Raw genomic sequence first — 17,375 nt, 5'->3', positions numbered from 1 at the left:
TATGCGCGTATTCTATAAACAGAAAATTCAGACTTTGTGACAAAACATCATAGGCCGCGCCGGGCGCCCAGCTAAGACTGAGTGGATCACTTCGAAAGGATGATCCATGAGAACGGGGATGTTCGCGCTCGCACTCGGCTTGCTGACGTTGCGCTGGTTGCCGGCGCTGCCACCGGCTGGCGCTTTGTTGGCGATGCTGGTGCTGGCCTTGATGTTGTTGCCGTGGCGGAGCTACCCGCTGGCTTTTTTTCTGCTGGGCCTGAGCTGGGCCTGCATCAGCGCGCAGTGGGCGTTGAATGATCGATTGGTGCCGGCGCTGGATGGGCAGACCCGCTGGGTCGAGGGGCGTGTCAGCGGGTTGCCGCAGCAGACGGGCACCGGCGTGCGCTTCGAACTGACCGACAGCCGGTCGCGCAATACGCGGTTGCCCAAGCGCATCCGCGTGTCTTGGCACGGCGGCCCACCGGTACGCAGTGGCGAGCGCTGGCGCCTGGCGGTGACACTCAAACGACCGTCCGGCCTGCTCAACTTTCACGGTTTTGACTACGAGGCGTGGTTGCTGGCCCAGCGCATTGGCGCCACGGCGTCGGTCAAGGACGGTGAGCGTCTGGCACCGGCTCGCGATGCCTGGCGCGATAGCCTGCGTCAACGCCTGATGAGCGTGGGCATGCACAATCGCCAAGCCGCCGTGGTGGCGTTGGTGCTGGGGGACGGTTCCGGACTGACCGCGCAGGATTGGCGGGTGTTGCAGGACACCGGGACCGTGCACCTGCTGGTGATTTCCGGCCAGCATATTGGTTTGCTGGCGGGCTTGATTTACGGCCTGGTGGCGGGGTTGGCGCGCTACGGTGGTTGGCCCCGCGTGTTGCCCTGGCTACCGTGGGCCTGCGGTTTGGCGTTTGCCGGCGCGTTGGGTTACGGCCTGCTCGCAGGGTTTGGCGTACCGGTGCAGCGGGCCTGCCTGATGGTCGCCTTGGTGCTGCTGTGGCGTCTGCGGTTCCGGCACCTGGGTGGTTGGTGGCCTTTGTTGCTGGCGTTTAATGGTGTACTGGTGTTTGAACCCCTGGCCAGTCTGCAACCGGGGTTCTGGTTGTCGTTTGCTGCGGTTGCCGTGCTGGTGTTGGCCTTCGGCGCACGTTTGGGTCCTTGGAGCCCCTGGCAGGCATGGACCCGACCCCAATGGCTGATTGCAATCGGGTTGTTTCCGATTTTGTTGGTACTCGGCCTGCCCATCAGCCTCAGTGCACCGCTGGCCAATCTATTTGCCGTGCCGTGGATCAGTCTGGTGGTGTTGCCCCTGGCGTTGCTGGGGACTGCGTTCCTGTGGGTGCCCTTTGTGGGGGAGGGTGTGCTGTGGCTGGCCGGCGGGGCGCTGGATGGGCTGTTCACGGGTTTGGCCCTGTTGGCCGCACAACGGCCCGCCTGGATACCGGCCGAAGTGCCGTTGGGGTACTGGCTGGTGAGCCTCGTGGGCGCGGTGATACTGCTGCTGCCCAAGGGGGTGCCGTTCCGGCTGCTGGGGTGGCCAATGCTCCTGTTGGCGGTATTTCCCCCTAGGGAGCTGGTGCCCCATGGGCGAGTGGAAGTGGTGCAACTGGATGTCGGCCAGGGGCAGGCACTGGTTCTGCGCACCCGTCATCACACCTTGCTCTACGATGCCGGCCCTCGATCCGGCGCGGTTGATTTAGGCGCGCGGGTGGTATTGCCATCGTTGAAAAAACTTGGGGTCGAGCGGTTGGACATGATGTTGCTCAGCCATGCCGACGCCGACCATGCCGGCGGTGCGGCTGCGATTGCCGAGGGGCTGCCCATCGGCCGGGTAGTGGGCGGCGAGACCGAAGGTCTGCCGGCGTTTCTCGGTACTCAGCCCTGTATCAGTGGCGAGGCATGGACGTGGGACGGCGTGTCGTTCGCATTATGGCAATGGCCTGGCGCTGTCGACGGTAATCCCAAGTCTTGCGTGTTACAGGTACAGGCCAATGGCGAGCGCCTGCTGCTAACTGGCGATATTGACCGTGCGGCGGAACGGGCTTTTCTCGACACGCCGCTGGCGAAGCCGACCGATTGGCTGCAAGCCCCCCATCATGGCAGCCGCAGTTCTTCATCCTGGCCCTTCGTACAACGGTTGGTGCCCAAGTCGGTGCTGATCTCCAGAGGGCGAGGCAATGCATTCGGCCACCCTCATGCCTCGGTGATGGAACGTTATCAGGCCCTGGGCAGTCGGGTATACGACAGCGCCGAGCAGGGCGCGGTGCGTCTGCAGTTGGGCGCCTTCAAGCCACCGGTTGTTGCGCGCAGTCAACGCCGTTTCTGGCGCGAACCGTTACCTTAGTCCAGCGTTATAAAGGCGGGTGCCTGCGACGGGCGGGTCTATGGTCGACGAACCCCGCCGCCGAACCTATATGATAAAGTGGCGCACTTTTTCGAGGGGACATTCACTGTGTGGGAATTGGTCAAATCCGGTGGCTGGATGATGTTGCCGATCATCCTCAGCTCCATCGCCGCACTCGGCATTGTTGCCGAGCGCCTGTGGACCCTGCGCGCCAGCCGCGTCACCCCCGAGCACTTGCTGGGGCAGGTCTGGGGCTGGATCAAGAATAAGCAACTCGACAAGGAAAAGCTCAAGGAGCTGCGCGCCAACTCACCCCTGGGGGAAATCCTCGCCGCCGGCCTGGCCAACTCCAAGCATGGTCGCGAGATCATGAAAGAGTGCATCGAAGAGGCTGCTGCCCGGGTCATTCATGAGCTGGAACGCTACATCAATGCCCTCGGTACCATTGCCGCGATGGCCCCGTTGCTCGGCTTGCTGGGGACGGTGCTGGGCATGATCGATATCTTCAGCTCGTTCATGGGCTCGGGTATGACCACCAACGCCGCGGTTCTGGCCGGGGGCATCTCCAAGGCTTTGATCACCACGGCAGCGGGCCTGATGGTCGGTATTCCATCGGTGTTCTTCCATCGCTTCCTGCAGCGCCGCATAGATGAACTGGTGGTTGGCATGGAGCAGGAAGCCATCAAGCTGGTGGAAGTGGTGCAGGGCGATCGCGATGTGGACCTGGTCGAGGGCAAAGCGTGAAATTTCGCCGCAAGCAACGGGAAAATGTCGATATCAACCTCGCGTCGCTGATCGACGTGGTGTTTATCCTGCTGCTGTTTTTTGTCGTCACCACCACCTTCACCCGGCAGACCGAGCTGCGGGTTGATCTGCCGGAAGCGGTCAGCGGCTCGCCGGCCGAAGATCAGCAGGTCAAGCAACTGGATATCGCCATCAGTGCCGATGGGGTGTTTTCGGTGAATAACCAATTGCTGGAAAAGAACGACCTCAACAGCCTGATGGACGCCTTGCAGAAGGAGTCCGGTGGCGACACCAAGATGCCGCTGTCGATCAGTGCCGATGGCAAGACCCAGCACCAGGCGGTGATCACCGCGATGGATGCTGCCGGCAAACTTGGCTTCAGCCATTTGCGCATGTCCACCGTCGAGGCCGCGAGCGCACCCTGATGCCCATGTCCGATCGATTGCTCAAGGCCTGGTATGAAGGCCATCCGGCTCTCGCGCTGCTGCGGCCGCTGGAGTCTTTGTATCGCCGGGTGGTGCAGCGCAAGCGTGCACGGTTCCTGGCGGGTGAGGGCGAGATCTATCAGTCCCCGGTGCCGGTGGTGGTGGTCGGTAATATCACCGTGGGTGGCACGGGCAAGACACCGTTGATTCTGTGGCTGATTGAGCATTGCCGACGCAGTGGTTTGCGCGTAGGCGTCGTCAGCCGTGGATACGGTGCCAGGCCGCCGCAACTGCCTTGGCGGGTAGAGGCCAGCCACAGCGCCGAGGTGGCGGGTGACGAGCCTTTGCTGATCGTGCAGCGTTGCGGCGTCCCATTGATGATCGACCCTGACCGCAGTCGCGCCGTTAAAGCACTGTTGTCCAGTGAAACCCTGGACCTGATCCTTTCAGACGATGGCATGCAACATTACCGCCTGGCCCGCGACCTGGAGCTGGTGTTGATCGACGCCGCACGGGGACTTGGCAACCGCCGTTGCCTGCCCGCCGGGCCACTACGGGAGCCGGTGGAGCGTTTGCAGAGCGTGGATGCGCTGCTTTACAACGGCGCCGTGGCGGACCGTGAGGACGGCTTTGCCTTCCGTCTGGTGCCCACGGCGTTGATCAACCTGAGTACCGGTGAGCGCCAGCCGCTCGATTATTTTTCGATGGGCCAGGCGGTGCACGCGGTCGCCGGTATCGGCAACCCGCAACGTTTCTTCAATACCCTTGAAACGCTACACTGGCAGCCGATACCCCATGCATTTGCCGACCACGCGTCCTACAACGCCGAGGTCTTGAGTTTTACGCCGTCATTGCCACTGGTCATGACCGAGAAAGACGCGGTGAAGTGCCGCGCCTTTGCCCAGCCCGACTGGTGGTACCTTGCGGTGGATGCGGTGCCGTCGCCGGCGTTTGTCGCCTGGTTCGACACACAGCTGATGCGCCTGCTGCCTGCCCGTCTTTTGCCTTAAAACGCTTCTTGCCAGGAAACACTCATGGACACCAAATTGCTCGACATCCTCGCTTGCCCTATCTGCAAAGGCCCGCTCAAGCTCAGCGCCGATAAAACCGAGCTGATCAGCAAAGGTGCTGGCCTGGCCTATCCGATCCGTGACGGCATCCCCGTGATGCTGGAAAGCGAAGCCCGCACCCTGACGACCGATGAGCGCCTGGATAAATGACCACCGCCTTTACCGTTGTCATTCCTTCGCGTTACGCATCGACCCGTCTGCCGGGCAAACCGCTGCAAATGATCGGCAACAAACCGATGATCCAGCTGGTGTGGGAGCAGGCCAGTAAAAGCAGTGCCGAGCGCGTGGTGGTGGCCACCGATGACCCGCGTATCATCGCGGCCTGCCAGGGCTTTGGCGCTGAAGCGGTGTTGACCCGCGAAGACCATAATTCCGGCACCGACCGCCTGGCCGAAGTCGCCACGCAGCTTGGCCTTGCGCCCGACGCCATCGTGGTCAACGTGCAAGGTGATGAGCCGTTGATCCCGCCCAGTGTGATCGACCAGGTGGCGGCCAACCTGGCGGCCCATGGCGAAGCACGCATGGCCACCCTTGCCGAACCCATTGAAGACATCGACACCCTGTTCAATCCGAACGTGGTGAAGGTGGTCAGCGATATCAATGGCCTGGCATTGACTTTCAGCCGTTCGACCTTGCCGTGGGCTCGCGACGCCTTCGCCAGGAACCCCGAAGTATTGCCGGAGGGCGTGCCGTACCGTCGCCACATCGGCATTTACGCTTACCGTGCCGGTTTCCTGCATGACTTCGTCAGCTGGGGCCCGTGCTGGTTGGAAAATACCGAATCCCTGGAGCAATTGCGCGCTCTGTGGCATGGCGTGCGCATCCATGTGGGCGATGCCCTGGAAGCACCGCCTGCCGGTGTTGATACGCCTGAAGACCTTGAGCGCGTCCGTCGCCTGCTGGGGGCCTGATGGAGGTTCTGTTTGTCTGCCTGGGCAATATCTGCCGCTCGCCGACCGCCGAGGGCGTACTGCGCCACAAATTGCGCGAAGCGGGGTTGGCGGGCCAGGTTGAGGTGGCGTCGGCCGGTACTGGCCAATGGCATGTGGGCAATCCACCTGACCAGCGTAGCCAGCGTGCGGCATTGGCGCGCGGCTATGACTTGTCGGGCCAGCGTGCGCAACAGGTGTCACGCGCCGACTTCGCGCGCTACGACCTGATCCTGGCCATGGACCACAGCAACCTGCGCAACCTGAAAGTGTTGCACTCGGGTCAGGGCAAGGCCGAGCTGGACTTGTTCCTGCGCCGGTATGACGCCGAGGTCGATGAGGTGCCGGACCCTTACTACGAAGGCGAACAAGGTTTTGAGCGGGTCCTGGACCTGATCGAGCGAGCCTGCGATTTATTGGTAATTGAATTGAAGGGGCGGTTATGACCTTGCAAGTGCTTGCGCAGGTGTCGCTCAAGCCATTCAACAGCTTTGGCATTGATGTGCGTGCCCAGCTGTTCGCCGAGGCCCGCAGCAATGCGGATGTCCGTGATGCGCTGGCCTATGCCGCCGCGCAAGCGGTGCCGCTGCTGGTGATCGGTGGCGGCAGCAACTTGCTGTTGACCCAGGATATTCCCGCCTTGGTGCTGCGTATGGCGACCCAGGGTATCCGGGTATTGCGCGATGACGGTGAGCGTGTGGTCGTGGAAGCTGAGGCCGGGGAGGCCTGGCACCCCTTTGTGCTGTGGACCCTGGAACATGGTTTTTGCGGCCTGGAAAATCTCAGCCTGATCCCCGGGACCGTCGGTGCTGCCCCGATGCAGAACATCGGTGCCTACGGTGTAGAGATCAAGGACGTCTTTGCCGGCCTGACGGCCCTGGATCGTCATACCGGCGAGCTGCGGGAGTTCAGTCTGGAGGAGTGCAACTTCTCTTACCGCGACAGCCTGTTCAAGCACGAGACCGGGCGCTGGCTGATTTTGCGGGTGCGCTTTGCCCTGAGCCGAACCTCTCACCTGAAACTCGACTACGGCCCGGTGCAACAGCGCTTGGCCGGGCAGGGGATCATTGAGGCGACACCCAGTGACGTCAGCCGGGCGATCTGCAGCATTCGCCGCGAGAAGCTGCCCGACCCGGCGGTACTTGGCAACGCCGGCAGCTTTTTCAAGAACCCGCTGGTGTCCCAGGCATTGGCCGCAGAGCTACAGGCGCAGTACCCGGATCTTGTGGCATACCCTCAGGCAGATGGGCAGATGAAGCTTGCTGCCGGCTGGCTGATCGATAAGGCCGGCTGGAAGGGCTTTCGGGAGGGCGACGCGGGCGTGCATAAAATGCAGGCGTTGGTGCTGGTCAACTATGGCACCGCCACCGGGCACGACATTGCAAGCCTGGCACGGCGTATTCAGCGCGATATCGCTGAACGCTTCAAGGTCGACCTGGAGATGGAACCCAACCAGTATTGAGCCCTGAAACAAAAATGCCCCGTATCTTGCGATACGGGGCATTTTTTTGGGTGCTAGCAATCAGTCATCACGGCCCATGATGCCGAAGATCTGCAACAGGCTGATGAACAGGTTGTAGATCGATACATACAGGCTGATGGTCGCCATGATGTAGTTACGCTCACCGCCGTGGATGATGGCGCTGGTCTGGAACAGGATGCACACGGAGGAGAACAGCACAAAGCCCGCGCTGATCGCCAGTTGCAAACCGCTGATCTGGAAGAACATGCCCGCTACCACGGCCGCCAGCAGCACGAAGAAGCCCGCGGTAATGAAACCACCCAGGAAGCTCATGTCCTTGCGGCTGATCAGCACATAGGCCGACAGGCCACCAAATACCAGAGCCGTCATGGCAAATGCCGAGCTGACCACTTCAGCGCCGCCGGCTATGCCGAGGTAACGGTTCAGGATCGGGCCGAGGATAAAGCCCATGAAACCGGTCAAGGCAAACGCAGAAACCAGGCCCCATGCCGAGTCACGCAGCTTGTTGGTCAGGAAGAACAGGCCATAGAAGCCGATCAGTACGACAAAGATATTTGGATAACCAACACGCATCTGCTGCGCCACGTACGCCATCACGCCGCTGAATGCGAGGGTCAGGGCGAGCAAGCCGTAGGTGTTGCGCAACACGCGGCTGACTTCAAGCTGCTCAGCCTGCGCGTTACCATTCACTGCGTAATTCTGTTCGCGCATGGCGACACTCCTTCAGTTTTGAAACGTTCAGTCGCAAAGATCATAACAGACGCTCTGTAACAAGCTATGGCGAGAGTTTGACAGTGTGTTTCATTCGGGTATCATGGCGCCCGCTGAGACAGGAAGGGCTACAATAATCCTGTGATGCAAAAGGGAAATTGGCAGAGTGGTTGAATGCACCGGTCTTGAAAACCGGCGAACGTTAATAGCGTTCCCAGGGTTCGAATCCCTGGTTTCCCGCCAAGATTCAAACGAAAGCCTCGCGAAAGCGGGGCTTTTGTGTTTCTGGGGGTTGAGAAATCAAGCAGCCTAACTACTGATCGTTTCCGCATCATTTCAGTTGGTTTGCGCAACTCATTGCAAATTGCGGTCAGCGTGTTGGCTTTTCGATCTCCCGACCCGCCGATAAACCGTCTCTGGTATGCGCTTGTCCGGGTGCCCGAGCAGACGACTGGCGTTGCCTAGGTTGAGGATCGCGCTTGCGGCTTTTGGTCGAATGTCACGGAACGGAAACTCCGAATACTCGTTGCAAGAACCCCGTCGCCAGCCACTCTGCCGATGCCGATGGCGATCGCTTTGTCGCGGGCGTCGTCTAATCGCAGACGAAGCATGTATTTTTTCACCTGCCGGCCGTCCTCGGTGATTATGAGGTAAGGGTTGCGTATTCCTCGCGAACGTCTCTGCTCGATAAGTCTTGCAACCCGGGAGCCCAGGTCATTGAGCGTGCCGGCAGCGGTAAGGCGTATTCGCAGCCTCGGACGTCTTGCCCTGGGACACCTGCAGAAATTTGTTGGCGACGTCTGCCTCCCGTATCGACAGCGTGTCCGCCGATACGAACGGAAGACGCTACGGCATGGCGGCTGGCAAGGTTCGTTGATATGGGGTATTACGGGTGACCGGCATGGAGCCGAATCAAAGAGGCGTATCTGTGAAACTCAACTCAGACTGGATAGGTAATGAGGGAGCCTCTATCGAAGCTCTGAATGCCCTTCGTGCTGCAGCGCCTCGAGATCTCCCCTTCGAATACTACCAACTGCTCACATATAGCAATGGTGGTGAGGGACCGCTTACATACCCTCTCTTCAACTTTTGCCTTGATCCAGCTGAAACAGCCTCTGACGCTTCACAGATAGCCCTGTTTGAAGAGATAGCATCTGGCTTATTTGTTTTCGGCGGTGATGGCGGTGGGCAGCTGTTTGCGTTCGACCTGCGAGGAGCTGCCCCATGGCCGATAGTTCGCTTCGACGGGGTGGATCCGAGAGGGAGCATGTTTACGGTAGCTGCCAGGTTTTCTGAGTTCGCAAAGTTAATCAGTTGGTCTAGACCCTCGTGACAGGCGGTGGCAATTTGGTTTGGGTTGGGGTATATCGGTTGTCACCGGCATGGGCCGGAGCCAGGAGTAAAAATGCGCGAGCCTAATGTTTCAGTTGATTCTTTGAATGCATACGGGATCGACATCTGTACCCGCCATGGTAAAGCGTACGAGCTTGCCGAGATGCTTAACTTCTGCGTCGCGATCGCCAAAAAGGAATTACAAAACCGTGTCGTCAGCTTGTTCTATGACTCAAACAGCTGCTGTTGCAATTTTGAACTCTGCCCTTCTGTAGAGCAGTTCGATGATATTGCTGATGATATTTTGAATACTGCCTTAGAAACAATCGGCCAATTCGAGTGGTTCGGTACCATTAAACACGGAGTACCGTTGGAGAGTGATCTGGAGGTATAACCCCATCCCCCCGGTCTCTCTTCAATTCTGCCAAGCTCTGATTATGAAATTCTCGTGCCACGTTTGCCCTAATAACGATTTCGTGGCGCGGATAACTCAAGAAGTCACTGGCCCGGTTATTTGCCTCATGCCTTAATTACTCGGACGTGAGTCATCCTGTCCCGAGTCCCATTCAAAAAAACCTGTCACTCCGAGGATTTTGTGGGATGCGTCCTTAAGCGAATGAGCTGCCGTAGAGATTGTTTCATCTGTTATCGCAGAGCAAAGGCTGTCCGTTGCTTCAGGCTCGATGCAAGCCAACGCCGACAGCTGAAGCTTTGGTCGCGGAGGATACATATTTCGCTTAAGGAAGGCATAATTAACTAATCCGTTTACAGCCAATGCTTGTAACTGCCAAAAAATAGGGCCTGGCTTGTCACTCATATCTAGTGCATCGTCTACTGCACTTGCTGCTGCGTAGCGTGTATATAGCAGTTTTTCAGCGCTCCAGCATGGACCTCGCTTCAATAGCTCCTTTGAGGCATCAGCTATGTTCTCCATGAGACCATCTGTATCAAATATTATTTTTCCCGTTGCGATCATATGAGCCATGACAGGTGTTGCCTGATCAGCACCTTCGACAATGCTATGACGTAGCCACTCTTCTGAATTGAAAAAAACTTCTACAGGAGTACCGTTGAACCAGCGTTGAACTCTACGGCGCCAGCCGCTGGAGTGAAGCACGACGACGTCAAGATCGCTGGAAGGTCCTGCTGTTCCTGCGATGATACTGCCAGCAAAAACAACGCTTTTAGGTTCTGAAATTGTTGGCAACCAATCCAAAAGTCGTTGACAAGCGATTCTGTGCTTTTCAGTTAGTTTTAGGTGGGTTAATGCGTTTGATGCAGTCATGAGTGGGCCAGTTTCGAACAAGGAATTAGGGCGGTTTGAGATACATAACCGAGAAACTATATGACTTGAGACCCTATGGTCAAATCCACTATACCTGCGGAGCGGGTGCATTTGTATGGCGCGAGTTATTCGATAGTGTCTTCATCGAAAAGACTCATTCGCAGCGATTCGGAAAATTTCCCTGCTGTGATTTGCGTGCCACGCTTTCACTTATCTCGTAACCGTGGCGCTTAATTTCGAAGAGGACTCCGGATTTCTTGGCTCCTAGCGAGATGCGCTATTGCGTTTGGGACAGGTTTAAACGCTTTCCGAAAATGGCTCGAAGTAGATTGAGCTTAAATCCTGCTTCCGAGATAACTACCACCAGAGCTAATAATCCACACAAAATCGTAGGCTTAAGTTGGCGTGCTGATGTCGGTTCTGCGGGGGGATTTATCGCCCTTGTTGGACGTGATCTCATCCCAGCAGCCGGTGCAGCGGTAAATACCGGAAGCGGGCACCGGAGCTCCGATTCCGTATGCACTGTTCCACTCCGGGGCATCGCCCAGGAGCGTGGTTCCGATCTGGGTGATGTGTAATGCCGCGTTCGCAGTTACCTGTGCCGTTGTCATTCCCTCGCATGGCTTGCTGAAAGCATAAGCTACTACGCCGGTAAGCCCTGTTTCTGACATTCCATCCACACTGGATAGTGGACATGTTTCAGAGCCGTGCAGAGCCAGCCTATTCACCGCTGAAACCTGCTCACGGCAGCTTCTATTCCGCCGAAGGTCCGGTAAACTTCGGAGTTTGGCTGGATGATCCGGCCTTTCGGCAGGTCTGGAATTTATGGATACAAGTACATCTCAGGTACGAAACCCCGCACGCCCGGTTATGGTCACGCTAGCAGTCATCTACTGCCTAGCTATCGCGGTAAAAATCGCCTACTGGCTTGTCAGCGAAGGCTGGGGTATGGCCAGGGTGGGGGATTTTCCGCTGATCATGCTGTTCCCGCCAGCACTGGCGTGCGTCTTATTGGTTGCGGGCGGTGTGCTTTTTTGGGGGCGCCGCGCAAAATCATCATGGTTCCTGCTGAGTTCATTATTTTTCGCGCTGACGCTGATCCCGCTCACGCTGCCAGAAATTTTCCGTGTACCTGCCAGCCAGTACGTACAAGTTGTAAGGTTTGTGCTGCCGGAAATCATACAAGCGGTTTTGCTGATTGCCGTTTGGGTCTACAGCCTGTGGATGCGCCGAACCGGCTACTTCAAGTAGGCCGCGAAGGTTAAGCCCGGCCCTGAGCCGGGATTTTTGCATCTGGCGCCCGCAAAGCTCAGAAAGTCCCGAGCCGGAAGGCTGCCAGATTCAATGCTATGCCTAGAACTACCAAGCAAAAGGCAGTCGGTGCCTCGAACAGCTTGCGTGAAGGAGTAACAAAAACAGCAAGTAATGCTCCTATGAGGACTCCAGGAAAGCTGAAGAAGTAAATAAGCCAGCCCATAGACTCTGTGACCCATATGTCAAAAAAGTACAAGTACAGCGCTATGGCGGCAGCGATTACACCCAGCGTCCCTCGTGGTGCCTTGCAAAGAAAAGCTACGCAAAGAACTGCTGCTTGTGGTAACCAGTAACCCGCAAAGTTGGCTAAGAAATACTCATTTTTTGGAGATATTAAGGCAGCAACAGCTGGGCCCAGAGCGATGCCTACTGCCGTAATAGTTATGCGAGTGGGCTGTGAAATACTCTTTTCTGCTGATCTCATTCCCTGTGACCTTTTTAAAGCCGAGTGATGGTGCGGACAGTTCGCGTGGCTTTTGACGTCAAAGCCTCAATGTTACAGTCCCACCAAACCAAAGAGGGAACGACATGCGGATTATTCTCGGGACGCTAGCGATATGTGCGCTGGCTGGGTGTTCAAGTGTTGGGGATATCAGAAAAAATCCGGCATTGATTGAAATCGACTCGCCTCATTCACCTAAGGCTGTTGCCGAGTGCATCCGAGATGGGTGGCAGGCGACGGATTTGATAGGTGGCAGTCTCGGAGGGATATTGCAGACGTCGGGTACTCGATACACGGTGATAGCACCAAATCCTGAAATTCCATGGCATCTGGCTGACGTTGATCCGAAAGGGACTGGATCTCTTGTCCGGTACCATTTCTTCCGTACGTGGCAGACGCCGTCGGAAAAAATCTCTGGTGTCGTGAATGCTTGCGCCCGATGAGGGTTTGCGGTCTCCGATAACTCAAGGTTGATCGCATCGTTCATGTCTCGCGCCACCTTATAAGCACAGTGAAATGAGGATGCTCGAGCTGCCGGTGTTGATTCCGTACGCCGCAGTATCCGGACGTCGCCGTTCATAGCGTCCAAAGTGCTGCCCAATATTGCGAACCCCGGGCAAAAACCCGGCGCTAGGCCGGGTTTCTTTGGGCTATTTAAATCGAATGGCTGTAGAAAAGGGCGTAGGACTCGATGCCGTCATTTGGCTGTTTGATGCCTGCATTTGAATAGTGAGTTGCGCGGATACCAACCCGTTGCGTATCGCCAAACTTCAAGCCAGCGCCGATCCGGTCTTCAAAGTTGAAGGACGATCCAAATTTCTGGTCACCAGCGGTAGTGCCGGAAAACATTGCGACACCGACACCCGCTTCGATGAATGGCTTGATTTCGCCCTGGCCAAACTCATAAACGAAAACTGGCGAGAAGGAAACAGAATGACGGGCACCGGCCTCTTTGCCCGATTCCCAGTACGTGTACCCCAGGTCCCAATAACCGGTCAGCTTGCCTGTCGAGCTTTGCAACCAAGCCTTATCCCAGCCAAAACCCAGCGCCGCCCGGGCAGTCAAACCACTCTGACTCGTCGCACCAATAGCGCCGGAAATTTCAGTAGCGCATACATTCAACGATGCACAAGAAAGCAGGAGAGCAGCGAGTACTATTTTCTTCATTTTATGACCAATAAGTATTGAAAATCAGGTAATTACGGATTTTGGAGACCCTCAGATGCAAGCGGCTTCCGAATCGTTCCATAAATTTTCAACCGGTCATTTTTCAAACCTGTTTTGGCCAAATACATCGACTCTTCGCAAGCCCGCACAATCCCATCCCATAAAAAACCCGGCGCACTGGCCGGGTTCAATGCAATACAAGCTTTCAGTTATCGGGATGCTCGCTTGCCACTGAATCAGCAGCGTCTACATCCGACATGTCCTCTTCGAGAGGCGCGTCATCGTCGGGAGGCAACGGGATACCATCCTCATCGCTCTTCGGATCGTGCCCTGTCTCATTGTCCGTGCCGCGCGTTACTTCCTGCTGTGAAATGTTGCCCGGGGCGTTCTCATTGATTTCCATGCTGGCTCTCCGTCTAACGCACAGGATATCCGCGCTTAAAGATGGGAGTCGGCAAGTGTTAGCGAGTGCCGCACACTGGACGAACGGTGGAAAGCAAAAAGCCCGCACAGTGGCGAGGACTTGGAAGGGGGCGCGACTTAAGCCGCGCTGTATTTCTGGAAAGCCCGGCTTTGACGCAGAGCTCCTTCTTTCGTGGCGCTTACGCAACGGTGCCATCAGCATTGAGAACGTCCCAGGACAGCGCCTGCATCGCGGCTCGCTTGACGAGCGGAGTTTTCCTCTGTTTAGTCTTCAACGCTGGATTTGTTTTCGGCTTCTGTCCGGGCTTTTTGCACCTGGTCCTCGGTGCTACAGTCACTCACGCTTGAGGAGGCATTTCCAGATAGCCGCGTGCTTTTTTTAACTACTCCAGTAGGCGCTCCAATGAAGAACACACCTCCCGAAGGTTTACCCATTTACCGGATACTGACAGGCAAGGATGACGCATCCTTTTGTCATCGAGTATCTGAAGCCCTCGCGCTGGGTTACCAGCTTTATGGCTCGCCAGCTGCAACCTTCAACGGCGAATACGTTGTAGTGGCGCAGGCAGTGATTTGGAGCCCCGCCGAGTAGTCGTGCCTGCATACAAGAAACCCAGCCCCGCGCTGGGTTTTTTGCATCTGCCCCCCCTCAACACAAAAAAAGTGCTGCAGTCCCACCAAACCAACGAGGCCACGACATGCGGATTTTGGCAGCTGCGTAGGGGGTTAGGAGCTTCAAGATGGAGTTTGCGACAGCAATCTGGGCGGTTTTATTTGTGAATCTTAGGAAAATTCCTACATATTTCGAGTGAGGCCTTAGTTATGGTCCTGCGCCTCGCCCAGCCAGATCTTACAGCAGCCTTAACCGGGGGACTTGCTTCTGGCCTGGGCGAGTTCTTTCTATCGCTCACCGCCAGGCATGTAGAGGGTTGGGTTAGGCTGTTGTGTCAGTGGTAAGTGAATGGCTGCGGTCCGATGCCGCGCTCGCACCGCGCCAGGATTGTTCCGCACGACAGCCTGTGGCGTGCCGCTTCAAAGTCGCTGCCGTGGATCTAGACGACGCCTTCTATCTGCTCGAAACCATCCCCACGCCGTATGCCCAGGTTCAAATAGACCGCCGCCGCAAATCCAGACAGCGCTCGGGTCAGCCCCATCATCTTCCAGGCTTCGTCCTGACCGAGGCTAGCCGGGCAATGCTCTTCCCACAGCCTGCTCAAGCGCCCACGCTCCGCTATCTGGGCAGCCCGATCTTGTTGAGAAGTGCCCTTGGCACAGCAGTGGATGGAGCATCAACCCGTCTAGATCAAGAGTTACGAGGCAATTCAGGGTTGCCACACCCGCTTTTGCCGTCTACCCTGAAAATGTTTGAATTGTTACGAATAATTTCGGGTTCGACCCATTCAAGGTCGTGCGACTTCAGGATGAGGAACGAAAGATGTTTTCACACGAAGGTCTTGCAATAGAGCTGTTGCTGTTCATATTTTCCCTGGCTGGCCTGCTTTTGGTCGCCTGGTTTATTCACCATCAATACGAACGAAAGAGCGGAAAAGGCGTAAAAAAACAACAAAATCGTGGCGAGGGTCGCTCGACTTAAATTGCCACTCCGCGTCTTCTAATGAGCCAGTCATCAATGACTGGCTTTTTACGTTAAAAACCGCCATTGAGCGCCCAGAACCTACCTGATTGTCCTAGCTGATTGCGGCGTATCCATTTGTCGCCTGCGTTGAACCGAATGTAACGAACTGTGTCAGATGTGACATGCAGTTCAACCCCGCCCGATGGATACCTCCATGCGCTTTAAAAAGAAATCCTTAGTTGCCGTTGTGTCGTGCGCAATGATGTTTGCCGCTGCGCCTTTGCTGCCCGCGGGACTGTCTGTCGTGGCTTCTGCCTATGCGAAAGACGGTGGCGGGCACGGTGGCGGTGGCAATGGCGGCGGTGGGGGCGGCCATGCAGGTGCTGGTCACTCGGCGGGTTCCGCGGGTAAAGGTCTCGCTGAAGGTCACGAAATCGACCATGACGCCAAGGGTGTTCGAGATCATGGCGTGAGTGGCAATCACGTTGGCCGTGGTCTCAAAAATGATCAGGGCCATGGGCTTGCCACTTCAGGCGTAGCGCACGCTAAAACAACCCAAGGGCTATCGAAGGCCACGGCGATCTCGGCGACTACGCCGGGGGATCACAACGCCAAGGGATTGAGCAAGGCCGGCATCTCAACCTCCCACTAAATGCTGTTCGCGAAATGCCAGGCCGCAGATTGGGTGGGGCATACGTATCCAGCTTTCAGGACATTCAGAATGAAACGCGCAGCAGCAATACTTTTGGCCACCACCGGCCTTCTCTTGCTGGGTGGTTGTGTACCTCTCTGGGACGACGGAGGAGGGTACGGTCGTGATCATTACAGGCACTACGATCATGACCGCAGGTACTACGACCAGGGCGATGACAACGATCAAGGGCGAGGCCGTCGCTACGATGATCGTAGGTATGACCGCAATTACCACCGTGATCACGACGATCGGGATGACTGACGACTCAACATCCAAGGGCGGCCTGTAGCGCTACAGGCTGCCATTTCCTGCGCACCATTGATCGACACCTGTCCTTGAGGCAATCACAGCCCTCACATTGAAACGTTCTTGTGGTTGAATGCTTACGTCAGACAACGGAGGAACCGTTGTAGCTGATTTCCGAATGATCGGTACGATTGCTTCACCCACAAGGAGCTACACCATGCAAGGAAGTATGAAGTTCAAACACCTGGCGTTTTTGTTGATCCCGCTTGTTGCCGCCTGTACCACCACCGATAGAACACACGAGTCTGCGGTTGCCACCCAGGTGATGCCGGGACAGGCGCCGGCGTTCGATAACTGTGGCGTAGGCTGCCCTACCGGCGGCAGTCCTCTGACGTTGAATCGTCAGGCATATACCCTGAACAACAACGGTTCGACCAAGTTCGCGAACTGGGTATCGTACCGAATCACCAAGAACACACCGGCGAGCGGGCGGGCGCGCAACTGGGCGACGGACCCGGATATTCCGGCCGGAGAAACCCTCGACCCCGTGGATTACAACGGCGCCAATGTCGCGCTCAAGGTCGATCGCGGCCATCAGGCCAACCTGGCGTCAATGGCCGGTGTGGCGGACTGGCCAACCCTCAACTACCTGTCGAACATTACCCCGCAGAAGTCTGATCTGAACCAGGGGCCGTGGGCGCGCCTGGAAGACCAGGAGAGAAACCTCGCCAAAGAGGCCGGCGTGGACCAGGTGTACGTTGTCACCGGGCCGCTGTACGAGCACTTTGTCGGTACGCTTCCCGGCACGAACAAGGTCCACACCATCCCAAGCGGCTACTGGAAAATCATCTTCGTCGGCAGTTCGCCGCAGGACGGTGTTTATGCCTCGTTCGTGATGAATCAGGAAACCCCGAAGGGCGCGGCTTTTTGTGATTATCAGGTGACCGTGAACCAGATCGAGGAGCGATCCGGGCTCACGTTCTGGAGCAACTTGCCGCAACCGGTTCAAGCCGCTTTGAAGTCCAGGCAGGGTCAGCTGCCTGCCCGCATCGGATGCAAAGCGACTTGAGGTGTGGCCTGACTGGCTGCCAAGGCCGGCAGCCTGTTCAACGGTATGAGCAAAGCGGAACTTGAGCCTCGGTACCGCTTTGCGCTGCACTTTTTTGCATTTTCCTGATCTATCACTGTCCCGGCGACGCGCA

At 57.0% G+C, this 17,375-nt stretch carries 20 protein-coding genes and 1 tRNA gene; 16 read left to right on the top strand and 5 right to left on the bottom strand.

Going from position 1 to position 17,375, the window contains the following annotated elements; translation table 11 throughout:
• The first annotated feature begins 106 nt into the window (after window positions 1-106).
• The 8 genes from EXW71_RS03855 to murB all read left to right on the top strand — a co-directional run bounded on the left by EXW71_RS03855 (window position 107) and on the right by murB (window position 6,962).
• Window positions 107-2,332 carry a DNA internalization-related competence protein ComEC/Rec2 gene (locus EXW71_RS03855; protein WP_134657646.1) on the top strand — a complete coding sequence of 742 codons (2,226 nt, stop codon included), beginning with the start codon at window positions 107-109 and terminating at the stop codon, window positions 2,330-2,332.
• A gap of 108 nt (window positions 2,333-2,440) precedes the next feature.
• Window positions 2,441-3,076, top strand: coding sequence for a MotA/TolQ/ExbB proton channel family protein (locus EXW71_RS03850; RefSeq protein WP_090370297.1), 636 nt, complete (start codon window positions 2,441-2,443; stop codon window positions 3,074-3,076).
• Entirely contained in the window at window positions 3,073-3,501 is a 429-nt protein-coding gene (locus EXW71_RS03845; RefSeq protein WP_123717749.1) for a biopolymer transporter ExbD, read from the top strand. The genes EXW71_RS03850 and EXW71_RS03845 overlap by 4 nt, the downstream gene beginning before the upstream one ends.
• The gene (gene lpxK, locus EXW71_RS03840; protein WP_134657645.1) at window positions 3,501-4,511 is read left to right on the top strand and encodes a tetraacyldisaccharide 4'-kinase; all 1,011 of its coding nucleotides are present in this window, start codon (window positions 3,501-3,503) and stop codon (window positions 4,509-4,511) included. The genes EXW71_RS03845 and lpxK overlap by 1 nt, the downstream gene beginning before the upstream one ends.
• Window positions 4,512-4,535: 24 nt before the next feature.
• On the top strand, window positions 4,536-4,721 hold the full coding sequence (locus tag EXW71_RS03835; RefSeq protein ID WP_003174668.1) for a Trm112 family protein: 186 nt from the start codon (window positions 4,536-4,538) through the stop codon (window positions 4,719-4,721).
• Complete coding sequence (gene kdsB, locus EXW71_RS03830; protein WP_134657644.1) at window positions 4,718-5,482, top strand: 3-deoxy-manno-octulosonate cytidylyltransferase; 765 nt, start codon at window positions 4,718-4,720, stop codon at window positions 5,480-5,482. The genes EXW71_RS03835 and kdsB overlap by 4 nt, the downstream gene beginning before the upstream one ends.
• A complete protein-coding gene (locus EXW71_RS03825; protein WP_134657643.1) occupies window positions 5,482-5,946 on the top strand; it encodes a low molecular weight protein-tyrosine-phosphatase in 465 nt (154 codons plus the stop codon). The genes kdsB and EXW71_RS03825 overlap by 1 nt, the downstream gene beginning before the upstream one ends.
• Window positions 5,943-6,962 (top strand): UDP-N-acetylmuramate dehydrogenase, encoded by a 1,020-nt coding sequence (gene murB / locus EXW71_RS03820; protein WP_134657642.1) that lies wholly within the window; start codon window positions 5,943-5,945, stop codon window positions 6,960-6,962. The genes EXW71_RS03825 and murB overlap by 4 nt, the downstream gene beginning before the upstream one ends.
• 60 nt (window positions 6,963-7,022) lie before the next feature.
• Here the strand turns inward: murB and EXW71_RS03815 are convergent, their stop codons facing one another.
• Window positions 7,023-7,694: a Bax inhibitor-1/YccA family protein gene (locus EXW71_RS03815; RefSeq protein ID WP_134657641.1), complete on the bottom strand. Its 672-nt coding sequence runs from the start codon at window positions 7,692-7,694 to the stop codon at window positions 7,023-7,025.
• A gap of 152 nt (window positions 7,695-7,846) precedes the next feature.
• Between EXW71_RS03815 and EXW71_RS03810 the strand changes: the two genes are divergently transcribed.
• From EXW71_RS03810 to EXW71_RS03795, 3 genes are all read left to right on the top strand, one after another.
• Window positions 7,847-7,937: transfer RNA gene (locus tag EXW71_RS03810), tRNA-Ser, on the top strand.
• A 658-nt stretch (window positions 7,938-8,595) separates the two neighbouring features.
• Complete coding sequence (locus EXW71_RS29345) at window positions 8,596-9,027, top strand: SMI1/KNR4 family protein (protein WP_134657640.1); 432 nt, start codon at window positions 8,596-8,598, stop codon at window positions 9,025-9,027.
• A gap of 72 nt (window positions 9,028-9,099) precedes the next feature.
• Window positions 9,100-9,420: a hypothetical protein gene (locus EXW71_RS03795; RefSeq protein WP_134657639.1), complete on the top strand. Its 321-nt coding sequence runs from the start codon at window positions 9,100-9,102 to the stop codon at window positions 9,418-9,420.
• A 132-nt stretch (window positions 9,421-9,552) separates the two neighbouring features.
• On the opposite strand, the gene EXW71_RS03790 is transcribed toward EXW71_RS03795, so the two are convergent.
• Window positions 9,553-10,311, bottom strand: coding sequence for a nucleotidyltransferase domain-containing protein (locus EXW71_RS03790; protein ID WP_134657638.1), 759 nt, complete (start codon window positions 10,309-10,311; stop codon window positions 9,553-9,555).
• A gap of 825 nt (window positions 10,312-11,136) precedes the next feature.
• Between EXW71_RS03790 and EXW71_RS03780 the strand changes: the two genes are divergently transcribed.
• A complete protein-coding gene (locus tag EXW71_RS03780; protein ID WP_134657637.1) occupies window positions 11,137-11,562 on the top strand; it encodes a hypothetical protein in 426 nt (141 codons plus the stop codon).
• Window positions 11,563-12,721: 1,159 nt separating this feature from the next.
• Here the strand turns inward: EXW71_RS03780 and EXW71_RS03770 are convergent.
• Together EXW71_RS03770 and EXW71_RS03765 are read right to left on the bottom strand one after the other, a co-directional pair.
• Window positions 12,722-13,234 (bottom strand): acyloxyacyl hydrolase, encoded by a 513-nt coding sequence (locus tag EXW71_RS03770; protein ID WP_123717741.1) that lies wholly within the window; start codon window positions 13,232-13,234, stop codon window positions 12,722-12,724.
• A 205-nt stretch (window positions 13,235-13,439) separates the two neighbouring features.
• A complete protein-coding gene (locus EXW71_RS03765) occupies window positions 13,440-13,637 on the bottom strand; it encodes a hypothetical protein (protein ID WP_134657635.1) in 198 nt (65 codons plus the stop codon).
• Window positions 13,638-14,060: 423 nt separating this feature from the next.
• Between EXW71_RS03765 and EXW71_RS03760 the strand changes: the two genes are divergently transcribed.
• A complete protein-coding gene (locus EXW71_RS03760; protein ID WP_134657634.1) occupies window positions 14,061-14,249 on the top strand; it encodes a DUF1737 domain-containing protein in 189 nt (62 codons plus the stop codon).
• A gap of 460 nt (window positions 14,250-14,709) precedes the next feature.
• Here EXW71_RS03760 and EXW71_RS28720 read toward each other — a convergent pair whose 3' ends face one another.
• Window positions 14,710-14,874 carry a hypothetical protein gene (locus tag EXW71_RS28720; RefSeq protein ID WP_167659631.1) on the bottom strand — a complete coding sequence of 55 codons (165 nt, stop codon included), beginning with the start codon at window positions 14,872-14,874 and terminating at the stop codon, window positions 14,710-14,712.
• Window positions 14,875-15,092: 218 nt separating this feature from the next.
• Between EXW71_RS28720 and EXW71_RS28715 the strand changes: the two genes are divergently transcribed.
• From EXW71_RS28715 to EXW71_RS03745, 3 genes are all read left to right on the top strand, one after another.
• Window positions 15,093-15,251: a hypothetical protein gene (locus tag EXW71_RS28715; protein WP_167659630.1), complete on the top strand. Its 159-nt coding sequence runs from the start codon at window positions 15,093-15,095 to the stop codon at window positions 15,249-15,251.
• Between the two features lie 196 nt (window positions 15,252-15,447).
• A complete protein-coding gene (locus EXW71_RS28975) occupies window positions 15,448-15,885 on the top strand; it encodes a hypothetical protein (RefSeq protein ID WP_134657633.1) in 438 nt (145 codons plus the stop codon).
• A gap of 505 nt (window positions 15,886-16,390) precedes the next feature.
• On the top strand, window positions 16,391-17,242 hold the full coding sequence (locus tag EXW71_RS03745) for a DNA/RNA non-specific endonuclease (protein WP_134657632.1): 852 nt from the start codon (window positions 16,391-16,393) through the stop codon (window positions 17,240-17,242).
• Window positions 17,243-17,375 lie beyond the last annotated feature (133 nt).

This window comes from Pseudomonas sp. BCA17, assembly GCF_004519405.1.
In the GTDB taxonomy this organism is placed as follows: domain Bacteria; phylum Pseudomonadota; class Gammaproteobacteria; order Pseudomonadales; family Pseudomonadaceae; genus Aquipseudomonas.
The sequence above is the reverse complement of the archived record's forward strand: the minus strand, read 5'-3'. Positions and strand labels throughout refer to the sequence as shown.

What these genes read in the sequence shown, in the direction of transcription:
- EXW71_RS03855 (WP_134657646.1), top strand. Translation starts at nt 107, where the DNA reads ATGAGAACGGGGATGTTCGCGCTCGCACTCGGCTTGCTGACGTTGCGC.
- lpxK (WP_134657645.1), top strand. Translation starts at nt 3,501, where the DNA reads ATGCCCATGTCCGATCGATTGCTCAAGGCCTGGTATGAAGGCCATCCG.
- EXW71_RS03835 (WP_003174668.1), top strand. Translation starts at nt 4,536, where the DNA reads ATGGACACCAAATTGCTCGACATCCTCGCTTGCCCTATCTGCAAAGGC.
- kdsB (WP_134657644.1), top strand. Translation starts at nt 4,718, where the DNA reads ATGACCACCGCCTTTACCGTTGTCATTCCTTCGCGTTACGCATCGACC.
- EXW71_RS03825 (WP_134657643.1), top strand. Translation starts at nt 5,482, where the DNA reads ATGGAGGTTCTGTTTGTCTGCCTGGGCAATATCTGCCGCTCGCCGACC.
- murB (WP_134657642.1), top strand. Translation starts at nt 5,943, where the DNA reads ATGACCTTGCAAGTGCTTGCGCAGGTGTCGCTCAAGCCATTCAACAGC.
- EXW71_RS03815 (WP_134657641.1), bottom strand. Translation starts at nt 7,694, where the DNA reads ATGCGCGAACAGAATTACGCAGTGAATGGTAACGCGCAGGCTGAGCAG.
- EXW71_RS29345 (WP_134657640.1), top strand. Translation starts at nt 8,596, where the DNA reads ATGGAGCCGAATCAAAGAGGCGTATCTGTGAAACTCAACTCAGACTGG.
- EXW71_RS03795 (WP_134657639.1), top strand. Translation starts at nt 9,100, where the DNA reads ATGCGCGAGCCTAATGTTTCAGTTGATTCTTTGAATGCATACGGGATC.
- EXW71_RS03790 (WP_134657638.1), bottom strand. Translation starts at nt 10,311, where the DNA reads ATGACTGCATCAAACGCATTAACCCACCTAAAACTAACTGAAAAGCAC.
- EXW71_RS03780 (WP_134657637.1), top strand. Translation starts at nt 11,137, where the DNA reads ATGGATACAAGTACATCTCAGGTACGAAACCCCGCACGCCCGGTTATG.
- EXW71_RS03770 (WP_123717741.1), bottom strand. Translation starts at nt 13,234, where the DNA reads ATGAAGAAAATAGTACTCGCTGCTCTCCTGCTTTCTTGTGCATCGTTG.
- EXW71_RS03765 (WP_134657635.1), bottom strand. Translation starts at nt 13,637, where the DNA reads ATGGAAATCAATGAGAACGCCCCGGGCAACATTTCACAGCAGGAAGTA.
- EXW71_RS03760 (WP_134657634.1), top strand. Translation starts at nt 14,061, where the DNA reads ATGAAGAACACACCTCCCGAAGGTTTACCCATTTACCGGATACTGACA.
- EXW71_RS28715 (WP_167659630.1), top strand. Translation starts at nt 15,093, where the DNA reads ATGTTTTCACACGAAGGTCTTGCAATAGAGCTGTTGCTGTTCATATTT.
- EXW71_RS28975 (WP_134657633.1), top strand. Translation starts at nt 15,448, where the DNA reads ATGCGCTTTAAAAAGAAATCCTTAGTTGCCGTTGTGTCGTGCGCAATG.
- EXW71_RS03745 (WP_134657632.1), top strand. Translation starts at nt 16,391, where the DNA reads ATGCAAGGAAGTATGAAGTTCAAACACCTGGCGTTTTTGTTGATCCCG.